Source organism: Moorena sp. SIOASIH (assembly GCF_010671925.1).
Lineage (GTDB): Bacteria > Cyanobacteriota > Cyanobacteriia > Cyanobacteriales > Coleofasciculaceae > Moorena.
Window position 1 is genome coordinate 1,125,372 of record NZ_JAAHIH010000004.1, and the last position, 21,345, is coordinate 1,146,716.

A 21,345-nucleotide genomic window follows, 5' to 3' on the forward strand; every position below is an offset into this window, starting at 1 on the left:
TAAAGGCTAAAGGCAAAAGGCAAAAGGCAAAAGGCAAAAGGCAAAAGGCAAAAGGCAAAATTTTATAAGAAATAAAGAGTTTTTTTTAAATAGAATCAGTGTCAAAAAGTACTGTATATAATAAGGGTCAGCAATGCTATTTTCCTCTAAAAAGGGCTATACAAACGCCCTTCTCGCAGCTGTACTACTGGCTGATTGGAGATTCTGACTAAGTTTTCATCATGAGTTGTGACAATAACTGTAGTGCCTAGGTGATTGAGTTTTCTGAGAATGTTTAATACCTGCCAAGAATTGTCGGGATCGAGGTTACCTGTTGGCTCATCAGCTAATATCAAGGGCGGTGTACTAACAATGGCACGAGCCAGGCTTACCCGTTGTTGCTCTCCTCCTGAAAGTTCCTCTGGAAAACAGTTGGCTTTGTGTTGCAAACCCACTAATTTAAGGGTTGGTGTTAGGCGTCGCTTAATTTCTTTGCGAGTGAAACTCTGTGCCCACAGAACAAAAGCGATATTCTCTGAGACAGTTCGCTTGGGAATTAGTTTGTAGTCCTGAAAAACAATCCCCAGGCGACGGCGTAGGAAGGACAAGCGATCGCCTCGTAATTGCCCAACATTGATTTGATCGACAAATACTTTACCTTGGGTGGGACGCTGTTCACCATACAGTAATTTTAGCAATGTGGATTTACCAGCACCAGAAGGTCCTGTGATAAATAAAAAGTCTCCTGACTTGACTTCTAGATTGACGTTAAACAAACCTCGGTTGTTGGGATAGGTTGTTGTTACTCCTTGTAATTTGATTATCGCTTTCTGGGTCATTAGGGATTAGGGAAAGATAGGGAAGTGTGGGAGGTGTGGGAGGTGTGGGGAGATGGGGAGATGGGGAGATGGGGAGATGGGGAGATGGGGAGTCAGATGAACAACTGGCGTTCCACGGCCCTGACAAGGTGCTGACGCAAGCCTTAGCAAACAGACGGTCCCCATTCGCGTTCGCGTAGCGTGGCCGTAGGCCAATCGCATCAAGACAATACTAAACAATTTGCGTTCGCGTAGCGTGGCCGTAGGCCAATCGCATCAAGATAATACTAGACAATACTAATGCTGCGAATTAATACTGCAAGGTCTATCGATGAGGGATTAGGTTATGCCAACCTTTGACCTAAGGCTTTGAGAGCAAACTGAGGCAGAACCATGATTCTTTGAGCTAAAGCTTTGAGCGCAAACTGAGGCAGAACCATCATTCGCCGCCAACGGTGGGGTTCTTGATACAACCGATATAACCATTCGAGATTATTCTTCCGGAACCAGCCTGGCGCACGGGTTTTAGCCCCTGACCAGATATCAAAGCTACCACCAACACCAATCCAAGTGGATTGGGGACACAGGTGGCGATTCTGGGCAATCCAAAATTCTTGACGTGGTACACCTAAGCCGACTAGTATGATTTTAGGCTGTTGTTCTTTTAAGGTGAGCTTCAATTCTTCCTCTGCTTCTGCACTGAGGTAGCCATGACTAATTCCAGCGATCGCTAATTTTGGAACTCTCTTCTGCCAAACCCTAGCTGTTTTTTGGACTACATCAGGGGCTGCCCCATAGAAGAAAACTGGGCAAGATTCTCCGTATTGTCCAGCCTTGACCAGTAAAGACTCAGCTAGTTCAATTCCTGGACAGCGCTGCTTTTTTTTACCGTGGAGCCGTAAGTAAAATATAATACCTGCCCCATCAGGAATCACCAATTCTGCCTGCTTGATAACGGCAGCTAGCTCACGGTTGCGCTCTCCCTGGATTGCCATTTCGGCATTTAGAGTTACTACATGACTACCTAGACCTTTGGTGAGACGATCCTCTAAGTAGTGACTATAGTTGTCTAAAAGGTGAACGGGTAACCCCAAGACCGGAAATTGTTCAGCTGTTTCAAACATTGGCTTTTGCATACCCTCACATCACCCATGTATTTTATTCTACGTAAGACCACTTAAACCCTTCGGCTCTTCCGAACTTGTTCGGGTAATTGGCATTTAACTTATGCTAAAAGCTTTACTGGGCATGGCTTTGAGAGTTAAAAATGTTTTGCTCAAGTCAAATTCTTTTTCCCAGTAAGGGGATAACAGATTTGGCCGGTTATTTTGGATGATCTCTTATGGAAGAGCCAAAACTCTTTACTTAACTCCTCAGGATTTGGTACTGATCAGGAAAACTATATGATTGGGTATGTGATTGGGTCGGAATTGGGAATGGGGATTTGATGGTGGTGTTGAACTCAATTAGGACTTATCCCCCCATCCTTGCTGAACGTAGTTGGGGGAGGTTTGATTAAAAATTAAAAATACTATTAGGAGTTGACGGTTGACCATTTACCGCAGAGCACAGTCAACCGTCAACCGTCAACCTTCAACCTTCAACCTTCAACCTTCAACCTTCAACCTTCAACTGTTAATCAGTTCTGAGCAAATACACTAGCAGCAGCAGCAATACCTGCTCCTGGTGTCATGGATTGGTGTCCCAATTCCTGAAGGGTGGCTTCGAGAGCACCAATGACAGCAAGAATATCTTGCTCACAGACAAAACCTAAGTGACCAATGCGGAATATTTTTCCCTTATAGTGGTCTTGTCCCCCAGCTAGAGCAATGTTATAGCGTTTTTTCATCACAGAACGAATTTGTTCGGACTCTACTGATGTGGGAATAACTGCAGTTGCGGCTGGGCTAGCATACTCATCAGAACCAAACAAAGGTAATGATAGGGCTTTGACGGCGGCGCGGGTTGCTTGCATCAGAAGCTGGTGACGGGAAAATATTGATTCTAACCCTTCTCTTTTCATCATGCCCAGTGAAGCTTGTAGGGCAATAACTAGGTTCACTGGCGGGGTAAAGGGATTGCTGTTTTTTGCAGTAGATTTCTTGTAAGTCCCCAAATCTAGGTAAAACTTGGGCAGGGTAGCCGTTTTGTAGGCTTCCCAAGCTTTAGGACTAACACTGACAAATCCTAGTCCTGGGGGAATCATGTATCCCTTCTGGGAACCAGAGCCTACTACATCGAGACCCCAGTCATCAATGGGTACATTGACTGCTCCAAGGCTGGTAACCGCATCAACAATAATTAGGGCTTCCCCGTGGTCTTTGACGTAACGATTTATGGTTTCTAAGTCGTTGAGAACGCCAGTAGAGGTTTCAGAGTGGGTGACAATTACGGCTTTGATTTGCTTTTCGGTATCAGCTTCTAGCTTTTCACGAAACTGCTCGGTATCTAGGGGCTTACCCCACTCAGCGGTAATGGTGTCCACTTCCAGACCAAAAGCAGTACTGATTTTTGCCCAACGGTCGCCAAATTTACCATTAGAACCAACTAAAACGCGATCGCCTGCACTGAGGAAGTTAATAATGCCAGCTTCCATGACTCCGGTACCGCTAGCGGTTACAGTCAAGACATCATTTTTGGTCTGGTGTAGCCATTTGAGGTTTTCATTCACCTCTGCCATGATTTCGCTAAATTCCGGACTACGGTGTCCGATCGGGTGTTTGGCCATGGCCAGTAATACTTGTTCTGGTACTGGCGTCGGGCCAGGAATCATTAGTTTGAGCTTGTCTTCCATCTGTAGTTAGTCTTGGTATCTAGGGTTGTTGTGATCTGATGATTGGTTAGTTAGTCTGAACTGACCGATTAAGTCTTGGATATTACCGGACAAAACCGGAAATTCAAGGTTAATTTGGCGGTTAATTTAGCGTTTCACCAAGGGACTATGGGAGCGGTTATCCCCACCCACCCTTACACGACGACTGACCCAGCCACGCTAGATTTAAACTTGCCTTAAAGTCTGTGTATATTGACATCCTGAAGTTAGGACACTCTTTAGTTCTGAGCCTTAAGGGCATGTCTTATTTATGCCGACAGTGGGAGTGACGCTCCTCAGGAGTAGGTAACAATCTCAAAATATATTGGCTCAAACTGGATACTGTGACTAAATTTCTTAGCTTTTTATTTATGAAGTTGAGGATGTCACTAAGGGAGTCTTCCTGCTGAATCCGGTAAACCATTTGTTGAATCATGGGGATCCAATTTGACGCTGTTGAGAGACCAGCGATACTCCATTGGCAAGTTGGCTCGCTGACAGCTTTGTTCTAATTGCTTCTGCTGAACTAGGGCTTTACGCAGAGTACTGATCAATTGATGAACCTGCTCTCGCAATTGGGGGTTTTGACTGGTTGCAAATGCGGTTTGGCGCTCTAGCAGTTGGAGCAGCAGTTCGTAGTGAATATAAGATGGAAGGGGAATTGGATCCATGAAATTTCCTGTACCTCGGTGAGTCGGAGTCTGCCATCACCATTGACTATTTTTTTTGGGCTATGGGTCACTGATGGCTAAACAAGCTGGCAATAGCAACTGCTGGGTCTGGCTGTTTTACCAATGACTCACCAATGAGGACGGCTGTGGCTCCGGCAGATGCTACCTGATCAAGGTGAGCGTTGGTATGAAGCCCTGATTCACTGACTACCAGAATGCCACGTTCGAGTAGTTGGTTACCCCTTGCTGCTAGTATTTGACAAGTTGTTTGTAAATCGACGGAAAAATCTTCCAAGTTACGATTGTTTATACCTACTAGGGTAACGCCATCCAGAGATAATACTCGATCTAATTCAGATTGGGTATGGACTTCGATCAAGGGGGTGATCGACAGAGTCTTAGCAATTTTGATAAAGTATTGCAGGTCTTGATCGGAAAGGATGGCTGCAATCAGTAAAACTGCATCTGCTCCGTGACTACGAGCCATGTACATTTGGTAGGGATAGATGATGAACTCCTTACACAGCAAAGGCAAGTCTACAGCAGCACGAACTTTTGCCAGGTTTTCCCAACTACCCTGAAAGAATTTTTGATCTGTCAGCACTGAGATCGCACTAGCACCACCCTGGCAGTATGACTGAGCAATGGCTACTGGGTCAAAATCTTCTCGAATAACCCCTTTGCTAGGAGATGCTTTTTTGATTTCTGCAATCAGGGCAGGGCTAGTCTTTCCTGATTTTAGGGCTGCTAGAAAGTCTCGGGGGGGTGGTGCTGTTTGTACTCGCTTACGCAACTCCACTAGGGGCAGACTTTCCCGCATCTGGTCAATTTCTTTCTCTTTGTGCCAGACAATTTCTTCGAGAATATGGTGCGGTTTATCGTCTGGTAGTGCAACTTGATAGTGCAGGGTTTGGATTTTAACTGCTGGATTGGGTGGGCGTCGGCGAATTTGCATCAGTAGTTTTATATAGTGCGTGAGTGCGTCAGTCCCTCAGTGCGTCAGTCCCTCAGTGCGTCAGTCCCAAAATCCTTTGTTAATTAGCAATTAACAAAGGATTTTGACTAATGAGTTACAGCTCGTTTGTAAGCTTCGTCGAGTACTTCTGAGAGAGTGGGGTGAGCATGGACTAGGTAGGCGAGGGAGTTGACGGATTGTCTGTTTGCGATCGCATTTGAGGCTTCGTGAATTAAGTCGGAGGCGTGGATACCTAGGATGTGGACTCCTAGGACTTCCCCGGTATCTTTACGGTAGATCACTTTCGCTACCCCATCTGCTTCTCCTTCTGCGATCGCTTTAGAATTCCCCTTAAAGTATGATCTTACAACGGATACTTCAAAGCCTTCTTCGGAGGCCAATTTTTTGGCTTGTGGTTCGCTTAGGCCAACGTAGCTGATTTCTGGATGGGTAAAGGCGGCTGCGGGTATGCTGCGGTAGTCTACGGTGCGGTGACGTCCACAGATATTCTCTACTGCGACAATACCTTGAGCGGATGCGGCATGGGCTAACATCATTTTCCCAGTGGCATCACCAATTGCCCAAAGATGGGGCACGGGTTCCCCTCCTGAAAGTACTGCCATGGTGTCATCTACGGGAATAAAACCGCGCCGGTTTGTTTCCACACCTACGGCATCTAGTCCTAGGTCTTTGGTGGCGGGAATCCGACCTGTAGCGACCAGGCAAGCATCGACTTCGAGCACATCGACTAGTTCCTTGGTTTTGGTATCTGCTAGTTCAATTACTACTGGGGAACCGGGAGTTACTTTCATCGCTAGCACCCCAGTGTGGGTTTCAATGTCCCGAGGTTTGATCAGGATGCGTGTTGCTAGTTTGGCAATATCAGGGTCAAAGGTTGGCATCAGGTCGTCTAGGGCTTCGATCATGGTGATTTCAGACCCTAGTGCTGTGTAGACATCAGCAAACTCTAGACCAATGTAACCACTGCCCACGATTGCTACCCAATCTGGCAGCCATTCTAGTTTTATGGCATCATCGCTGGTAAATACGGTTTTGCCATCAATCTCAATTCCTGGGGGTACAAAGGGAATTGAACCAGCGGATATCATAATATCTTTGCCAGTGATAGTTTTTTCTCCATTGTCTGTAACAACGGTTACTTTTTGAGTCCCAGCTACTTTACCCCAGCCTTTGATAATATCCACACCCAAGCGTTTTAGGCTGTTAGTCAGGTCACCACGAATTTTACTGACTAGATTGCTGGCATGATTTGCGATCGCATTTCGGTCAAACTCAACCCCTGCTACTTTAATCCCAAGGGCATTGAGATGATGAGCGTCCTGTAGCTCTCGCACTCTCCCTGATGCGGCTAATAGAGCTTTAGAAGGGATGCAGCCCCGGTTGACACAAGTTCCGCCCATGTCAGCGGCTTCAATAATAGCGGTTTTCAGACCACAGCTAACTGCGTGTAAGGCAGCACCATGACCCCCCACACCAGCACCGATAATCACTAAATCGTAATCAAAGTCTTGACTCACATCTATCTCCTGAGTTAGATTGGCTATGCTTCGTCCTTATTATTTTCAACTTGAGCAATCCAGGATTGCAAGTGCTCAACCATTAAGATTGGGAGGATGAAGTATGAAGTATCAAGGATCGCAAAGGGAACAGGGAACAGGGAACAGGGAACAGGGAACAGGGAACAGGGAACAGGGAACAGGGAACAGGGAACAGGGAACAGGGAACAGGGAACAGGGAACAGGGAACAGGGAACTTCGGACGTGGGAACACGGAACACGGAAAAACTCCTGTGTACCTCATTAGGCTAGAAACCGCTATAGAAAAAATTTTAGTTAGCTCCAATCCCTTAATTGTTATTAGTTACAGGTCATAACTATAGATTTTTTTAAACTTACTTAAGTTAGATTGGGTGCATGTCACTTATGCAGAGCATTTGTACTCAAGCTATCGCCCCTTTATGGCTTTTAGCTTGCTCATATATAGCATTTGTATTTGAGATTTCAAGCTGTATGGTCTTTTTTTATTGAACCATAAAACCCCGAATCTGTTTCCCCTCTTGCCTCTTGCCTCTTGCCTCTTGCCTCTTGCCTCTTGCCTCTTGCCTCTTGCCTCTTGCCTCTTGCCTCTTACCATTGAAATACTGAGCATATATTGAACCATCACCTGTCAAAAATAATATTTTTTTTATAACTATAAAATTTTCTTAAATAATTCAAAAACTCGGCTAGCATACCGGCTAGATTTGGGTGGTTTACAAATCCTTTAAAAGATTGAGGTTTTAAGTAATGTTTAAGCGATTTTTTCAGTTGATTGGACTATTGGCTGCAGTAGTCTTGCTGAGCACAACTCTAGGGTTTTCTCCTGCCCAAGCCCAAGTTATTGATGGCCCTGTAGGACGGACAACCACTCAATTTTATAATTTCCCTGAGGCCAGAACATTAGGTCCAATTACTGAAATAACCGTTCATCATGGCTTTATTATTGATGGCTTCAAGGTAAGTTATGCCAATGGAAAATCATTTCAGAATGGGGGTACTGGGGGAAACCCGACCACAATTTCTTTTAGTGCAGATGATCCATTAGTAGAAGTAGATGGTTACGTTGCCGACTATTCATATACTGGCAACAAACCCTTAATTGCCCAATTAACATTTAAGACTCTTAAGGGCAAAACCTATGGTCCGTTTGGTACTATGCAACAAACATCAAACCGAAAGCCATTCACCTTGAAAGCTGCCCAACCCACCATTCAATCATTCTTCGGCAGCGCCAGTGGCTATCTCACTTCTTTGGGAGTCTATATCGACACCGGGTGTCAATAAACCGGGGATAGTTATCATCAGTATTCCCATCTTGTTGGGTAACCGGGTATAGTTCTTAATAAACCCTGGCTAATTGGGCTTGTTGATAAGGCAATTTAGACATATAAATTTAGACATATAGTGTTTTTGGAATTCCCAGAACACTATTTTTTATAGAAATCATAAAATTAGATGCCTTTAAAGTAAGTTCATTTGACTATACTTGTTGAGTTTTTTGTAAGCTATCAGCGTGTCGCGTATCAGCTATCAGCTTTTGAATAAAACAGGTAAGCATCGGTTTAATCTGAGTTACAGCTTTTGAATAAAACAGGTAAACATTGGAATAATGCTGAGTTACCTCACAGCAGGGTCGAAGCTTGTGCCACAAAGCTGACCACTGACGGCTGACGGCTGACTGCTTACAGTTTTGTCAGTCAACCAGCCCACCTCAGACTGAGACTAAATACTTTCAAAAACGTTGCCGTTTAGCTTCGTACAACATCAAGGCAGCAGCAATCGCTACATTTAAGGATTCTACCCCTGGCATCAGGGGAATTTTCACTTGCTGATCTGCTGTTTTTACCAACTCTTCCCTAAGTCCAGCTGCTTCATTGCCCAGGAGTATCAAGCTAGGACAGCGCCAATCTATTTCCCAGTAACTGACCTTAGCATCTGGTACTGTGGCTACTACTTGTATCCCTTGAGCTTGAGCTTGAGCTACGAGTGTTGGCAAATGGGGGGTAACTGTCATGGGAAGACGGAACCACTGACCGACTGAGGCTCGCAATACTTTAGGATTATCTAGCTCTACACTATCGGAACTCAGCCACAATCCTTCCGCACCAGCGGCTACCGCAGTTCTAATGATTGTTCCGAGATTTCCTGGGTCTTGTATGGTTTCTAGCGCTAGACCTAGGGAGAGGGAATTGAGGGGTTTAGGGGAAAGGGGAAGACGGGTTGCTGTGGCTATCACTCCATCTGGCTCGACTGTAGTAGCGATCGCTTTTAGTACAGACTGACTTACCACTTCCACTCTTTGAGACCGAAGGGAAGCATCTTGGGATAGTTGTGGATGAGCTTCAAGCCATTCTGGTGTATAGCAGAGGGTTACTAGGGGATAATCTACGGCACAGGCTTCTGCCAACAGGTGGGTTCCCTCCAACAGAAATAGGTCTTGCTGCCGACGTCCTTTGACTCTGTGCAGCTTCCGAATTTCCTTGACTAGGGGATTCTTCGTGCTTGTCAGCATAGAAGTTTGGCTAATTATGCGGAACCCGGGACTTGAACCCGGAAGTCCTTGCGAACACTAGAACCTGAATCTAGCGCGTCTACCAATTCCGCCAGTTCCGCTTTTGTTGGCGTTATAGCAATCGTTAGTGATTCCGACAGTGGTCAGTTCTGAATCAGAACTGTCACCGTTGACGATTCAACTTAGAATTGCTACTGGGCTTGCTCTATTAACTCACCGGTTTTCTAGTATACAGCATTTACTGGGATTGTGACTACTCCTACATCAAATCAAAGATTATGATGTAGGCTTCTCTCTCCTCACGAATGAGACTTACTGTTCCTCGATATCCTGTATCGATTTACCACAGCCATTGAGCGGCAGTCCAACCGCCATCAATCTATTATACCAAAACCAAGAGACCCCGTCAGGTAATTCCCCTCCCGCGCTTCATGCGCGGGTATAACGGGAGACCCCTTACCTGTTTAGTTGGACAAGAAACTTGTCGATAGCCGCAACGCCTGAAAATTTCCCGGTTTACATTGCCAACTACTGAGTATAGTGGAAAACCTTATATTCGATCAAGATACGTGGAAAACTAGACATTTAAAAACTTTCAGGTAAAATCAAAACCAAATTTAACATTTCGCCAGAAATTGCAATGATTTTGGAGGATAGACCCATTAATCACTCTCAAAGCCCGATAAATCCCCAATCTCTGTCCCAGGAAAACGAATCGGTTCTCAAGATTTGGGGTAGAGCGTCTCTCCACGGACAGGTAAAAATTAGTGGAGCTAAAAATTCTGCCTTGGCAATTATGGCAGGGGCTTTACTGTGTTCTCAAGATTGCCGACTGCGTAATGTGCCGTCCCTAGTAGATATCGAGCGGATGAGCCAGATTCTTGCTGCTGTGGGAGTGAAGCTCAAACGCAGTGGTGACATCTTAGATTTAGATGTCAGCCATATCGGACAATCAAAAGCTCCCTATGAGTTGGTTAGCCAGCTGCGAGCTAGCTTTTTTATCCTTGGTCCGATGCTAGCGCGATTGGGAGTGGCACGGATACCACTGCCTGGTGGCTGTGCTATTGGTGCTAGACCAGTAGACCTCCATGTCAGGGGTCTACAAGCTATGGGCGCTCAGGTTCATATTGAGCATGGCATTGTCAATGCTTATGTGAAAGGAACAGGTAACAACAAGCTAAAGGGGGCAAAAATCTACCTGGATTACCCCAGTGTCGGGGCAACGGAAACTCTGCTGATGGCAGCCACTCTGGCAGAAGGGGAAACCACTATTGAAAATGCGGCTCAAGAGCCAGAAGTGGTGGATTTGGCGAATTTCTGCGGAGCGATGGGAGCTCAAATTCGTGGTGCTGGTACTAAAACTATTACTATCTCTGGGGTTTCCAGTTTACATTCGGTGGACTACCCGATTATTCCTGACCGGATTGAGGCTGGTACTTTCTTGGTAGCTGGGGCAATTACCCACTCTGAACTGAGCCTTTACCCAGTAGTACCGGAACATTTAACTGCTGTGATTGCTAAGCTACAGGCAATTGGTAGTGAGGTGATGGTTGAGGAACCCAATCGCTTACGAATTATTCCCAATAAACTAAGGGCAACGGATATTGAAACCTTGCCTTATCCTGGATTTCCTACGGATATGCAAGCCCAGTTTACGGCGTTGCTGGCTCTGAGTGAAGGAAACTGTGTGGTTAGCGAAACGGTTTTTGAAAATCGGCTGCGTCATGTTGCCGAATTGAATCGCATGGGGGCGGATATACGGGTTAAAGGGAATAATGCGATTATCCGAGGTGTGCCAATGTTGTCCGGAGCACCAGTAGTGGGTACGGATTTACGGGCATCTGCTGCACTTGTGGTCGCTGGGTTAGCGGCAGAAGGAATAACTACGATTCAAGGACTCCGTCATTTAGACCGGGGTTATGAAGACTTGGAGGGTAAACTCCGACAACTTGGTGCTAGAGTAGAACGGGTTCCGGCTCAGATAGAGGAAGAGGAACTTCCTCCGACTCCCACTAATGCCATGACTGCAACACAGAAGTAGTCATACTCATTAGTCATTAGTCATTAGTCATTGAGAAATTGTTAATTGTTAATTGTTAATTCTGATCAATTTTCAATTTTCAATTTTCAGTTTTCAATATGTCTACTAGAGCTTGTTTTACTGTGGAATACTGATATTCCCATCCATAACTAGTGGTTCGTTTGGGTAGCACCTGTTGACCTTCCAAGACTACTACGGCTCCTTCTCCCAGAAGGGCTTCTAGGGCAACACTGGGAACTGGTAACCAGGAGGGACGATTGAGAACGTCTCCAATGGCGTTACATAATTCAGACATCAAGACAGGATTGGGAGCTGTGGCATTGAAAATCCCTTCCATGTCTGGTCTGGTTAGGGCAGCTATGATTAAGTTCACTACATCATCTCGGTGAATCCAAGAAAACCATTGGCGACCGGTACCAATTGGCCCTCCAGCAAACATTTGAAAGGGGGGTATCATTTTGGCTAAGGCACCGCCATTGCCCAAAACTATACCGAGGCGCAGAATCACTAGTCGCACATCAGCTTCTTTGACTTTCTGGGCTTCCCCTTCCCAGGCTTGACAAACCTCTGCCAGAAAGTCCTCTCCAGCAGGACTTGTTTCATCAAAGGTTACTGTTTCACTAGTGCCGTAGTAACCAATGGCAGAAGCGTTTACTAATACCGTGGGTTTAGGGTCAGCAAGGGCGATCGCTTCCACTATTTTTTGGGTACCTAATTGGCGGCTATTGAGGATTTCTTCCTTACGGGCTGGTGTCCAGCGCTCCTCAGCAATCGGGGCTCCGGCTAAATTGACTACACCATCACAGCCTGCGATCGCATTTTGCCAATCCCCTGATTCGGTGGCAGTGTAGGCAATATTTTCTATATTGGGAAATTGCGCCGTAGCTTTAGCTGAGTCACGGGTTATAATAAAGGGTTGATGTCCTTCTTCCTGTAGACGCTCTACTAAGCGGCTACCGACAAATCCTGTTGCTCCAGTAATTGCGACTTTCATACTTCATCCTTGATACTCTATATCGTGTCCGATAGCACACTAGACCTCTTGCATAAGTCTCATAAACCGTGGGTGTTGACAAGGCAAAAGGCAAAAGGAACCCACCCCTAACCCCTCCCAGGAGGGGAAGGCAAAAGGGATAGATTTTGATTTCATATTTATTTTTGCAAGAGGTCTACTCATGGCTTAGATTAACCTGGAACGGAACCCGAAAACGGGGGGAAATGTGTAGGATGGGCAATTATCCTTCAGTTGGTGGTTTGCTTTCACCGTAAGCCATGCCGTTGGCTTCAGCGTACCGATTCATGAAGCGCATGAAGCGTTCCCAATGGTCGTCTTGATCAATTTCAACTTTACACTCCACTCCTGCTAGCTCATCTCCTTCTGGACCACCGAAGCGAAATTTTATTGAGGATGGAGTCATATTAATGACCCCTTCTTCGTCTGTTAAGACCATTGATTGAGAAAATCGGTTTCTATAACTGTTGAATTGTTCAATCGCCTTTAAGCTTTCAAAGGTCATCAAGACGATGCGGGCTCCTGAGCTTCGGTTTTTTCTGAGGCTGACGTTACTCAGCTGTTCATAAATACCGTCAAAGAATTGGATGGATGGTGTTGAGGAGTTCATTTGAAATCTAAAGACATGGTTAAATTTTAGTATATCGCCTGAGGAGGGGTTGACAAAATTATTTTTATAGGTATCCGGGAGTCGGGAATCGGGAGTCGGGAATCGGGAGTCGGGAACAGGGAACAGAGAATATAGGGTAAGCCCAAGACAAATTAAGCCAAAATCTGATATAGAGCAAGGATTATGACCAGATTAAGCGTTGATTCTCATTACTATTGCACTATTATCAAAAGGTAAGCATATGCGCTACGCGCAGGCTACGCCAACAGCTATCAGCTATCAGCATCAGCTAATGCGCGTTGGCCCACACTAATTGAGGTGTTTATGGGGAAAGTGCCAGCATCGAAGCCTGTGCCACGCTACTAATCGGTGCTTTTGAATAAAATAAGCTGACCGCTGAGTGCTGACTGCTGAATGCTTACATCAAAAGTATTGAGAATACCGCCTCTTTATTGATTCTTGCCCTTACCCTGTCAGGGTTAGTCGGGGGAAGGTAATTGACTGGGCCATTCAAAATTATGGTCAAGCTGTAGTATTAGTCATGGAACTGATATCTACAACTCCTGAAAAAGTCGAGATTTATCTGCAGCTTTATCCAGCTAGGAATTCCACGTATCTCCCACCAGGTTTACAGGTGGTTGTACTGAATAAATCAGAAACCAGTTGTATGGAAGAAGAAGCCAGAAGTGCTGATTACTGGTTACAGCTTCATTTCGATGTGCAATTAACAGAAAGATTCAGTGTCAGATTGGCTTTGGGGTATACTAGCATCACTAAAGCGATGCAGCGCCGCCAAAGGGGGTTCCCCCCATGAGCGACTGCATCAAGAACAGTTTTTAGTCTAAGTTGCTCAAGTTTCATAGGAGATGACAATGCTCATAGTCAAAATGAAACTATTTGATAAGGAATCGGGATTTCATACCAATCTGGAGGTGACTGGTATGAAATTTGAACCTATCGAAGGCTTTCTACCGGCTCCACCACCAGCTCTGAATTCATCATTTACAAACTGGCAGTTAAGTTATCGTGGTTTGGACGATGTGAAATCATGCTTCTCATCACGTATTACCCCAGGAGAAGTTTATTACTCAGGTCCTGAAGAAGCTCAGGCCGTGAAAGCACACCTGAATGAATGGCTCAACTCTGGAGATAGGGAGTGGCAACCTATCCGAGATCAATTGATTTCAATAGCAAACCAATCACAAGCAAACCAATCGAATCCTGCTGGTCAAGAAATTCACGTACTCCTTGATGTTCCGGAAACAAATTTGAGCCGCTTTCCCTGGCAAGAGTGGGATATATTTAAAAATCACTACCCAAACGCAGAAGTTATTTTAAGGATTAGAAATCCATTTAGCAAAACAATCATCCCACCTCAAAACTCCTCAAAACTCATCAGAATTCTAGTAGTGGTGGGTAGGAGTGATGGAATTAATACCGAGTCTGACCTAGAGGTAATCCAAGAGTTAGAAAAAAAAGGAGTAGAGGTCATTACTCTGATTCAGCCTTCTTTTCAGGAGTTATATCAAGCGCTTTTTGAAAGCTACCAGATCTTTATCTTTACTGGTCATAGTAGCTCTCAAGAAGATGGAAAGATTGGTTGGATTGAACTTAATAATCAAGACAGTGTAACAATTAATCAATTAAGTGAACCCTTCAAGAAAGCTATAGACAATGGATTGGAGCTAGCTATTTTTAATTCTTGTGACGGGATTGGTTTAGCCAACCAACTGACACAGTTAAATTTGCTTCAATGTATTGTAATGAGAGAACCAGTTCCCGATGTGGTAGCTGTGGCATTTTTAAAATATTTTTTCAAGGAATTTACTGCTAATAAGTCTCTTTTTACTTCAGTACACGAAGCACGCAACCGTCTGGGTGCTCTTAATGAAAAATATCCAGGAGTGATATGGTTGCCAATCCTATGTATCCGAGAATCGGCATTATATAAGCCGTTTACTTGGCAGGGACTGCTCAAAAAGCCTTCATTCAATCCCAATATTCCCTTAAAATTGATTAGATTAGGCTGTATTCTTATTCTGTTCTTTTTTTTGATTTTGTCTAGTTTTACAATAATCCATATAATCAGAGGCAAAGAGCCACTAGCCGGACTCATAACGCTAATAGAAAAAATAGTTAATCCACCAACAAAACTAACTGATGTAAATACACCTTCAGGAACATTCCGGTACGGTGGGAGTACTACTTGGGCAAAAATTAGAGGTCTAGTTGATGACAAGATTGAACAAAAATTTCCTCAGTTCAATCTTGTATATACTGAGCATATTAGGCGACCACCAGGTTCTGGCAGTGGTATTCGGATGCTTTTAGATGGTCAAATTTCTTTTTCCCAGTCTTCACGACCCATTAAAGATGAGGAACAGCAAATAGCAAACCAAAGGGGGTTTAAGCTCAAGGAAATTCCTGTGGCTATCGGTGGCATGGCTGTGGTTGTTCATCCTAAGCTTGATATCAAAGATTTGACTTTAGAGCAACTCAAAGGCATCTACACAGGTAAATTAACTAATTGGCAGCAAGTAGGTGGACCAAATCTCAAGATTACACCCTATTCTGCACCTCGTGACAGTGGTGGTACTGTAATTTTGAAAAAACACCTTTTAGAACAAGGCCAAGATTTTGGTCCTAATGTGATTTATACAAAAACTCCTACTGAAGCTATAAACAAGGTGGGTAATTTAAATAACGAAGGTGATGACGGTGGTATTTATATGGCTTCAGTTTATAATCTAGTTGGTCAGTGCAGCGTTAAACCTGTGCCTATTGCTCGTACCAATAATGGTCCATTTATTGCCCCATACGAAGGAGAACTTGTCCCAATACAAGATTGCCCTGATCAGCGCAACAAACTGAATTATAAAGTCTTTCAAAACAGTGAATATCCTATTACTCGACGTTTGTTCGTGATTATTAAAGAAGATTCTGGACTTAAAGAAGAGCCTGGACTTGATCAGCAAGCTGGAGAAGCTTATGCCAACTTACTTTTGACAGATGAAGGGCAAAAATTAATAGCAGAAGCTGGATTCATTCCTGTGAAGGGGCCATAAAAAGAATTATATAGCATTTCTCATAGTCATGAGGTACAGTAACAGCAGTGAGTAAACCAATTATGAATATCTTCCATAGTTACTTTTAAGATTGCATCGGCAATCCCATCTATAGCAATTCTATTTCCCATGAGGTACAAAGAGATCCCCCTAAATCCCCCTTAAAAAGGGGGACTTTGAGGTTGATGATTGTACCTTATACATGCAATAAACGCTATAGTTTGGTTTTCAATTAATAGGACTCTGAAAATTAAATGCGTTTACCCATTAGTAACTATCAACAGCAACTCCTACTATCAGCCAAACAGTTGCAAGAGGGATTAAAGCAAACGTTGACAGAATCGGGTTATGATTCAAGGGAGAAAATTATCCAGCTTGTGCAGGAGATTAAGCAGGAAATCTCTCAAGAGCGTCAAGAAAAACAAAGGAAGACTAACCACAAATGAACCGCCGCCGCATTCTCAAAGCTGGACAGCTTGTAGGGTGGGCAAAGAAAGTTTGGTTCTTTTGAGTCCTTTAGATTATATGGCTTTGCCCAGCAGACTTCCATTGGTATTTTTTTTTATGTTTATACCCTAATGAGGTACACAGGATTTTTTACCTCTTGCCTCTTGCCTTTTGCCTTTTGCCTCTTATCTGTTCCCTGTTCCCTGTTCCCTGTTCCCTGTTCCCTATTCCCTACTCCCTACTCCCTTTATTCTATACTGATAAAGTCACTCTCTTTAAACTGTCATGATTGCTGATAAAAGCCCCAATTACATTTCCAACGAAGAGTATCTATCCTACGAAGAAGATAGTGCCATCAAACATGAGTATAGTCATGGAGAAATCTATGCCATGGCTGGCGCGAGTGATGCCCATGTTACTATTGCCGGTAACTTATTTGCTCTGTTAAGAAATCATGTCAGGGGCACTGGCTGTCGGGTTTATATGGCAGATATGAATTGAAGCGACCAATAGTTATTATTATCCTGATGTTCTAGTAACTCGCGATGCCAGAGACCGAGACTTGACTAATTATAAAAAATATCCGTGTTTAATTGTAGAAGTTTTAGCTCCCAAGACTGAAGCCTTTGACCGGGGTGATAAATTTTATGATTATCTAAAATTAGAAACCTTGGTCGAATATGTTTTAATTAGCCAAAACCGTAAACGCCTAGACTGCTTTCGTCGGAATTCCGAAGGAGTTTGGACATTGCAATTTTATTATCCCGGCAGTGAGATTCATCTGGAAACTGTGGATTTTAGGACTAGTATTGAGGCTTTGTATGAAGATGTAACGTAAGCCGTCAGCCATCAGCCGTCAGCCGTCAGCTGACTCCTTACAAGAAGTGTTAGAGCTTTTGCTAGAAGATTACCAAGCTAGAGGTAAAGAGTTACCTTTATTAAATGAGTACTTCTTATTTGGGTATTGAGTTATTTTAAAACATTACTAACAATGACGATAACAGTAGCACTGGCAATTAAGCCAAAAGCTAACTGAATCACCCATTGTGTGGCTTGTTGGTAATTGCTAAATCTTTTATCAAACTTTTTAACTTCATCTGAAAGCTGATCAAGTTTTCGGATTACATCAGTTAATGTTGGTTCTGGATCTCGATTATGGTTCGGTTCTGGATCGGTAGTGAGTGTCATCGTTAAACTGCCCTAATCCTAGTTATAATTATAACAAATTGGGGATGCGATCGCACTATAGCAATCCGTGTCGGAATAGTGATAATTTTTGTTACCGACTCCCTAAAACCCAGAACTTTCTACCTCACCCCATTAAGAAATACTGTAAAATTATAGTAGTTAACATACTACCCCCCCACAACTAGTTATGTTCAAAGCAATTACTGCTAGTGGAAAAATCGATCCATCAGGTCAATTATCCTTAGACTACCCAATTGAAGGTACTCCCCCTAAGCCAGTACGAGTAATTATTATTTTTGACGAAACAGATGGGGAGGTAAATAGGTTTTGGCAACAATTCAGTAACTATCAACAGCAACCACTCCTGTAAGCTAAACAGTTGCAAGAAGGATTAAAGCAGGCGTTGACAGAATCGGGGTATGATTCAAGGGAAAAAATTATCGAGCTTGTGCAGGAGATTAAGCAGGAAATTTCTCAAGAGCGTCAAGACAAACAAACCTAGATGAAATGGTTCCTAAGTTAATTTTTCTAGATACTAATGTTTATATCATCGGAGCGATTCAACCAGAAAGTCCTGAAAATATGATTTTACAATGGCTGGGCTGGGAAGTTCCAAATAATAATCCTGTTGGTGTGGTTATTTCTAAAGAGTTGATTGACCAAATTTCCCGAGTTGCTAAACGGTTAAAGAATAAAGATTGGAGTGGAAAAATTATTGGACGAATTTGGCAGAATTTAAATGTTTGTTATGTCCAAGTTGATGATTATGAATTAGCTAAAATCGAAGCTTTGGGGATAATACCTCGTGAAGCAGAAATGTTGAATCACGATAATTATGTAGCTAAAATTAGACACACTACACCTATAACACGCCAGATAGTTTCACGAGAACACCATCTTATCACACCCTAGGACATAGCTAATGTTTTCACACATAAAAGCTTGTAAATATCGGAGTTTATCTAGTATTTTTTTTCAAAATATTTGGGAATAACCACTAATTGTAATAAGACATAAGCGATGATAAAGCTATATATCTGTATTTCAATACCATTGACATTTTTTGTTATTAAGCTGTCGAGTTTAAGATGCATTTTTTGAAGTTTTCAAAACAACTATATTTGCCAACGCAAACCATAAAAACACTAATTTATTCATTATTTATCCTTAGTTGTTCTTCTTATGGTAGGTTAGTCAATAGTCTAAATTACCTGTGAGTTTCGAGGTCACAAAAATTGACTACTCTCCCTTGTACTTGATCTTTTCCTGTTCCAATTAGGTTCTGCCCATTTGACAAAAGTTCTAGCTTGACATTGTTTTTAATTCTTAAGACGAAATAACGATTATCTTTAGTCTTGATATTTTTTATTCTCGACCGGATTGCAAATCCTCTATCCATTACGCTGACTCCGTTTTCTGGAGACGAAACCTTAGAGAGGGTAGCCTTATTTCATATAACTTAAAAGTATTACCCATAACCTGTCGCTATAAAGGCCGGAGATGAAACCTTAGAATAAAGGAGCCTTAATCAATGGAGGCGCGCTTTCCGTTTGAAGAATTAAATTACGGGGTCGCGCCTCAAGTTTTAACCCTTTTATGTATAGCCGAGCAACCAGAAAGGCTCCTTTATTCTTACGGTAACTATCGCCAAAGGCGACGCTTGGCCGTAGGCCACGCCAAAGGCGAACGCGAACAAACCACTCTCTTACGGTAACTTTAAATAGTTGATTCTATTGTGCTATCACCATATTTACTATTGTGACCTTGACCAAGCGGTGCGACCCCGGTTGGGTTTCCCGACCTAGGGAACGCGCACCAAGAGAAATGAATCATTATCCCTCCTGGTTCTGCTGTTAACAAATTTAAGCCACTGAATAGTTTGACTTGATGAAAACCTTGACTCCATAACAGCTTACTAGTTAAGGTCACTATTGTTGAATAAGCGCGGAAATAATGCTAATTTATTTTTGCCTATTTTTTTGCTTTTATTCAGACTTTTTCTTAAGTCAACGAACAAATTATAAAACACCTTTCTAACTTTGCTCGCCTTAGAGAAAGTCGATATGTCTACCTCTATGCCACGTACATTCAGCGGTGCGACCCCGGTCGGGGAACCCGACCTAGGGAACGCGCACCAAGAGAAACCCTTGAATAAACTCCTCATACTAGTTTGACTCTGATCCCGTAGCGTGGCCCAAAGGCCAATCTAATACAAAGTCTAACCAGGTTGAGACAAATAGCGATGCAGCTTCGGAACAGGGGAGGCAGTGCGGTCTTGGGGAGGCAGCGCGGTCTTGGGGAGGCAGCGCGGTCTTGGGGGTCTCCCCCATGAGCGACTGCCGTGGTTTCCACGGGGCAAACAGCGGTGCGGACGCAGGTTCCGCACACAGACCCTCCCCATGAGCGACTGCCGTTCCACGGGGCAAACAGCGGTGCGGACGCAGGTTCCGCACACAGACCCTCCCCATGAGCGACTGCATCAAGACAGAAAAGTATTGAGGACTGGATAATCATCAGTAGGTAATTTTCCTAGGTATCTTTTGACAATTTTTGGAAAATTAGATATCATTGAAACAACATTATAAGATTTTTATTTAGCCTATATTTTATCAAAATATAGGCTATTATTCTAGGTTTTTAACTATCATTAAACATTTCTGCATGAAACCATATACATCCTATGAAACTGACTACTATCAATGGATACAGGAAACCGTAGAAAATCTCCGAAATCGTAATTTTAGTGAAGTGGACTGGGAAAATTTAATTGAAGAAATTGAAAGCATGGGTAAAAGCGAGAAGCGAGCATTATTGAGTCTTTTAACCCGTCTTTTAGAACACCTGCTTAAACTGGCTTATTGGAAATCTGAACAAGAACGAAATAGGAATCATTGGGCAGCTGAAGTTGTTAACTTTCGCACCCAAATTAAAACTATTATTGAGGATAGCCCTAGCCTTCGTACTCAACTGGAAACTTTCTACAACAAAGCCTATCCCAGTGCTGTAAAATCGGTTTCTCAACTGTTTACACTTCCTCCAGAAGCGGAAATTGATCTTACCCAAGCTTTGGATGACGATTGGTTTCCATAACGGTTGGGGAGTTGTTTAAGTACATAGTTATGGTTTTTTATGGAACAGGGAACAGGGAACAGGGAACAGGGAATAGGGAATAGGGAATAGGGAACAGGGAATAGGGAACAGGGAACAGTCAATAGAGCAATTGGCATCGAAAATAAGTTAATTATTATTGCAAATTAATAATTGTAATTTATCTTTTTTGTGACATTTTCATAATTAACTTATCGGCAAATCGCTATAGCGGTTTCTAACCTAATGAGGTACACATAATTTTTACCCTGTTCCCGATTACCGATTACCGATTCCCTAAAACCGATTCCCTAAAACCGAGAACTCTGTACCTCACCCAATTGAAAACCGCTATATCCTAGGTTGACATCTTAAATACAAAGGGTAGAATAAATTCAGAATAATTTATTCTGGATAAAAATCATGAAAACTAAGAAACTAACTCCCCTTCAAGCTGCTCCTGTTCAGCGTGAAACTGTGACGAATGCTTCAACAGCAGATGCTAATGCGATCGCACCGGCTCGTGCAGGCGGCGGCAGGGGGATCCCGATGGGTGCTCCTTTTGCGGGCGATGACGCTGAGTAGTTGC

Annotated in this window: 26 protein-coding genes, 1 tRNA gene and 2 pseudogenes; 14 read left to right on the plus strand and 15 right to left on the minus strand. The window is 43.4% G+C overall.

Annotated elements, in window-relative coordinates; translation table 11 throughout:
* Positions 1-146: 146 nt before the first annotated feature.
* Positions 147-818, minus strand: a complete 672-nt coding sequence (gene ftsE, locus F6J90_RS26225) for a cell division ATP-binding protein FtsE (RefSeq protein ID WP_293100199.1) — start codon at positions 816-818, stop codon at positions 147-149.
* 26 nt (positions 819-844) lie between these two features.
* Between ftsE and F6J90_RS26230 the strand changes: the two genes are divergently transcribed.
* Positions 845-997: a hypothetical protein gene (locus F6J90_RS26230; RefSeq protein WP_293100202.1), complete on the plus strand. Its 153-nt coding sequence runs from the start codon at positions 845-847 to the stop codon at positions 995-997.
* A 144-nt stretch (positions 998-1,141) separates the two neighbouring features.
* On the opposite strand, the gene F6J90_RS26235 is transcribed toward F6J90_RS26230, so the two are convergent.
* From F6J90_RS26235 to F6J90_RS26260, 6 genes are all read right to left on the minus strand, one after another.
* On the minus strand, positions 1,142-1,921 hold the full coding sequence (locus F6J90_RS26235) for a WecB/TagA/CpsF family glycosyltransferase (RefSeq protein WP_293100205.1): 780 nt from the start codon (positions 1,919-1,921) through the stop codon (positions 1,142-1,144).
* A 515-nt stretch (positions 1,922-2,436) separates the two neighbouring features.
* A complete protein-coding gene (locus F6J90_RS26240; RefSeq protein ID WP_293100208.1) occupies positions 2,437-3,591 on the minus strand; it encodes an alanine--glyoxylate aminotransferase family protein in 1,155 nt (384 codons plus the stop codon).
* A 407-nt stretch (positions 3,592-3,998) separates the two neighbouring features.
* A complete protein-coding gene (locus tag F6J90_RS26245; protein WP_293100211.1) occupies positions 3,999-4,280 on the minus strand; it encodes a DUF5340 domain-containing protein in 282 nt (93 codons plus the stop codon).
* Between the two features lie 67 nt (positions 4,281-4,347).
* Positions 4,348-5,238, minus strand: coding sequence for an indole-3-glycerol phosphate synthase TrpC (trpC, locus tag F6J90_RS26250; protein WP_366513889.1), 891 nt, complete (start codon positions 5,236-5,238; stop codon positions 4,348-4,350).
* Positions 5,239-5,342: 104 nt separating this feature from the next.
* The gene (lpdA, locus tag F6J90_RS26255; RefSeq protein WP_293100216.1) at positions 5,343-6,773 is read right to left on the minus strand and encodes a dihydrolipoyl dehydrogenase; all 1,431 of its coding nucleotides are present in this window, start codon (positions 6,771-6,773) and stop codon (positions 5,343-5,345) included.
* A 23-nt stretch (positions 6,774-6,796) separates the two neighbouring features.
* The gene (locus tag F6J90_RS26260; protein ID WP_293100219.1) at positions 6,797-7,033 is read right to left on the minus strand and encodes a hypothetical protein; all 237 of its coding nucleotides are present in this window, start codon (positions 7,031-7,033) and stop codon (positions 6,797-6,799) included.
* Positions 7,034-7,279: 246 nt separating this feature from the next.
* Here F6J90_RS26260 and F6J90_RS26265 point away from each other — a divergent pair, with 246 nt between their 5' ends.
* Both F6J90_RS26265 and F6J90_RS26270 read left to right on the plus strand, forming a co-directional pair.
* Positions 7,280-7,411: a hypothetical protein gene (locus F6J90_RS26265; RefSeq protein ID WP_293100222.1), complete on the plus strand. Its 132-nt coding sequence runs from the start codon at positions 7,280-7,282 to the stop codon at positions 7,409-7,411.
* Between the two features lie 130 nt (positions 7,412-7,541).
* Entirely contained in the window at positions 7,542-8,078 is a 537-nt protein-coding gene (locus F6J90_RS26270; RefSeq protein ID WP_293100225.1) for a jacalin-like lectin, read from the plus strand.
* A gap of 448 nt (positions 8,079-8,526) precedes the next feature.
* Here the strand turns inward: F6J90_RS26270 and F6J90_RS26275 are convergent, their stop codons facing one another.
* The gene (locus F6J90_RS26275) at positions 8,527-9,306 is read right to left on the minus strand and encodes an RNA methyltransferase (protein WP_293100227.1); all 780 of its coding nucleotides are present in this window, start codon (positions 9,304-9,306) and stop codon (positions 8,527-8,529) included.
* Between the two features lie 17 nt (positions 9,307-9,323).
* Positions 9,324-9,407, minus strand: a tRNA-Leu gene (locus tag F6J90_RS26280).
* A 539-nt stretch (positions 9,408-9,946) separates the two neighbouring features.
* Between F6J90_RS26280 and murA the strand changes: the two genes are divergently transcribed.
* Complete coding sequence (gene murA, locus F6J90_RS26285; RefSeq protein WP_293100230.1) at positions 9,947-11,347, plus strand: UDP-N-acetylglucosamine 1-carboxyvinyltransferase; 1,401 nt, start codon at positions 9,947-9,949, stop codon at positions 11,345-11,347.
* 79 nt (positions 11,348-11,426) lie between these two features.
* On the opposite strand, the gene F6J90_RS26290 is transcribed toward murA, so the two are convergent.
* Both F6J90_RS26290 and psb28 read right to left on the minus strand, forming a co-directional pair.
* Positions 11,427-12,341 (minus strand): TIGR01777 family oxidoreductase, encoded by a 915-nt coding sequence (locus F6J90_RS26290; protein WP_293100233.1) that lies wholly within the window; start codon positions 12,339-12,341, stop codon positions 11,427-11,429.
* Between the two features lie 241 nt (positions 12,342-12,582).
* Positions 12,583-12,969 carry a photosystem II reaction center protein Psb28 gene (gene psb28 / locus F6J90_RS26295; protein WP_293100235.1) on the minus strand — a complete coding sequence of 129 codons (387 nt, stop codon included), beginning with the start codon at positions 12,967-12,969 and terminating at the stop codon, positions 12,583-12,585.
* 451 nt (positions 12,970-13,420) lie between these two features.
* Here psb28 and F6J90_RS26300 point away from each other — a divergent pair, with 451 nt between their 5' ends.
* The 5 genes and pseudogenes from F6J90_RS26300 to F6J90_RS26320 all read left to right on the plus strand — a co-directional run bounded on the left by F6J90_RS26300 (position 13,421) and on the right by F6J90_RS26320 (position 17,319).
* Positions 13,421-13,783 (plus strand): DUF1822 family protein, encoded by a 363-nt coding sequence (locus F6J90_RS26300; protein WP_293100793.1) that lies wholly within the window; start codon positions 13,421-13,423, stop codon positions 13,781-13,783.
* A gap of 58 nt (positions 13,784-13,841) precedes the next feature.
* A complete protein-coding gene (locus F6J90_RS26305) occupies positions 13,842-16,034 on the plus strand; it encodes a substrate-binding domain-containing protein (RefSeq protein WP_293100238.1) in 2,193 nt (730 codons plus the stop codon).
* Between the two features lie 254 nt (positions 16,035-16,288).
* Positions 16,289-16,480, plus strand: a complete 192-nt coding sequence (locus F6J90_RS26310) for a hypothetical protein (protein WP_293100240.1) — start codon at positions 16,289-16,291, stop codon at positions 16,478-16,480.
* Positions 16,481-16,612: 132 nt separating this feature from the next.
* Positions 16,613-16,777 (plus strand): hypothetical protein, encoded by a 165-nt coding sequence (locus F6J90_RS26315; RefSeq protein WP_293100243.1) that lies wholly within the window; start codon positions 16,613-16,615, stop codon positions 16,775-16,777.
* A pseudogene (locus F6J90_RS26320) lies at positions 16,767-17,319 on the plus strand (Uma2 family endonuclease). The gene F6J90_RS26315 and the pseudogene F6J90_RS26320 overlap by 11 nt, the downstream one beginning before the upstream one ends.
* A gap of 131 nt (positions 17,320-17,450) precedes the next feature.
* On the opposite strand, the gene F6J90_RS26325 reads toward F6J90_RS26320, so the two are convergent.
* The gene (locus F6J90_RS26325) at positions 17,451-17,669 is read right to left on the minus strand and encodes a hypothetical protein (RefSeq protein ID WP_293100246.1); all 219 of its coding nucleotides are present in this window, start codon (positions 17,667-17,669) and stop codon (positions 17,451-17,453) included.
* A gap of 187 nt (positions 17,670-17,856) precedes the next feature.
* On the opposite strand from F6J90_RS26325, the gene F6J90_RS26330 reads away from it, so the two are divergent.
* The 3 genes from F6J90_RS26330 to F6J90_RS26340 are packed head-to-tail and all read left to right on the plus strand — an operon-like array spanning position 17,857 to position 18,581.
* Positions 17,857-18,039, plus strand: coding sequence for a hypothetical protein (locus tag F6J90_RS26330; RefSeq protein ID WP_293100249.1), 183 nt, complete (start codon positions 17,857-17,859; stop codon positions 18,037-18,039).
* A 9-nt stretch (positions 18,040-18,048) separates the two neighbouring features.
* On the plus strand, positions 18,049-18,171 hold the full coding sequence (locus F6J90_RS26335; RefSeq protein ID WP_293100251.1) for a hypothetical protein: 123 nt from the start codon (positions 18,049-18,051) through the stop codon (positions 18,169-18,171).
* A 5-nt stretch (positions 18,172-18,176) separates the two neighbouring features.
* Positions 18,177-18,581, plus strand: coding sequence for a hypothetical protein (locus tag F6J90_RS26340; protein WP_293100254.1), 405 nt, complete (start codon positions 18,177-18,179; stop codon positions 18,579-18,581).
* Positions 18,582-19,391: 810 nt separating this feature from the next.
* On the opposite strand, the pseudogene F6J90_RS26345 reads toward F6J90_RS26340, so the two are convergent.
* Positions 19,392-19,761: pseudogene (locus F6J90_RS26345) on the minus strand (IS4 family transposase); the annotation flags it as partial.
* A 68-nt stretch (positions 19,762-19,829) separates the two neighbouring features.
* On the minus strand, positions 19,830-20,183 hold the full coding sequence (locus F6J90_RS26350) for a hypothetical protein (protein ID WP_293100257.1): 354 nt from the start codon (positions 20,181-20,183) through the stop codon (positions 19,830-19,832).
* A 147-nt stretch (positions 20,184-20,330) separates the two neighbouring features.
* On the opposite strand from F6J90_RS26350, the gene F6J90_RS26355 reads away from it, so the two are divergent.
* Positions 20,331-20,759: a DUF29 domain-containing protein gene (locus F6J90_RS26355; protein ID WP_293100260.1), complete on the plus strand. Its 429-nt coding sequence runs from the start codon at positions 20,331-20,333 to the stop codon at positions 20,757-20,759.
* Here the strand turns inward: F6J90_RS26355 and F6J90_RS26360 are convergent.
* Positions 20,687-20,896, minus strand: coding sequence for a hypothetical protein (locus F6J90_RS26360; RefSeq protein WP_293100263.1), 210 nt, complete (start codon positions 20,894-20,896; stop codon positions 20,687-20,689). The genes F6J90_RS26355 and F6J90_RS26360 overlap by 73 nt on opposite strands.
* 283 nt (positions 20,897-21,179) lie before the next feature.
* On the opposite strand from F6J90_RS26360, the gene F6J90_RS26365 reads away from it, so the two are divergent.
* Positions 21,180-21,341: an anacyclamide/piricyclamide family prenylated cyclic peptide gene (locus tag F6J90_RS26365; protein ID WP_083305643.1), complete on the plus strand. Its 162-nt coding sequence runs from the start codon at positions 21,180-21,182 to the stop codon at positions 21,339-21,341.
* The last annotated feature ends 4 nt before the right edge of the window (positions 21,342-21,345 follow it).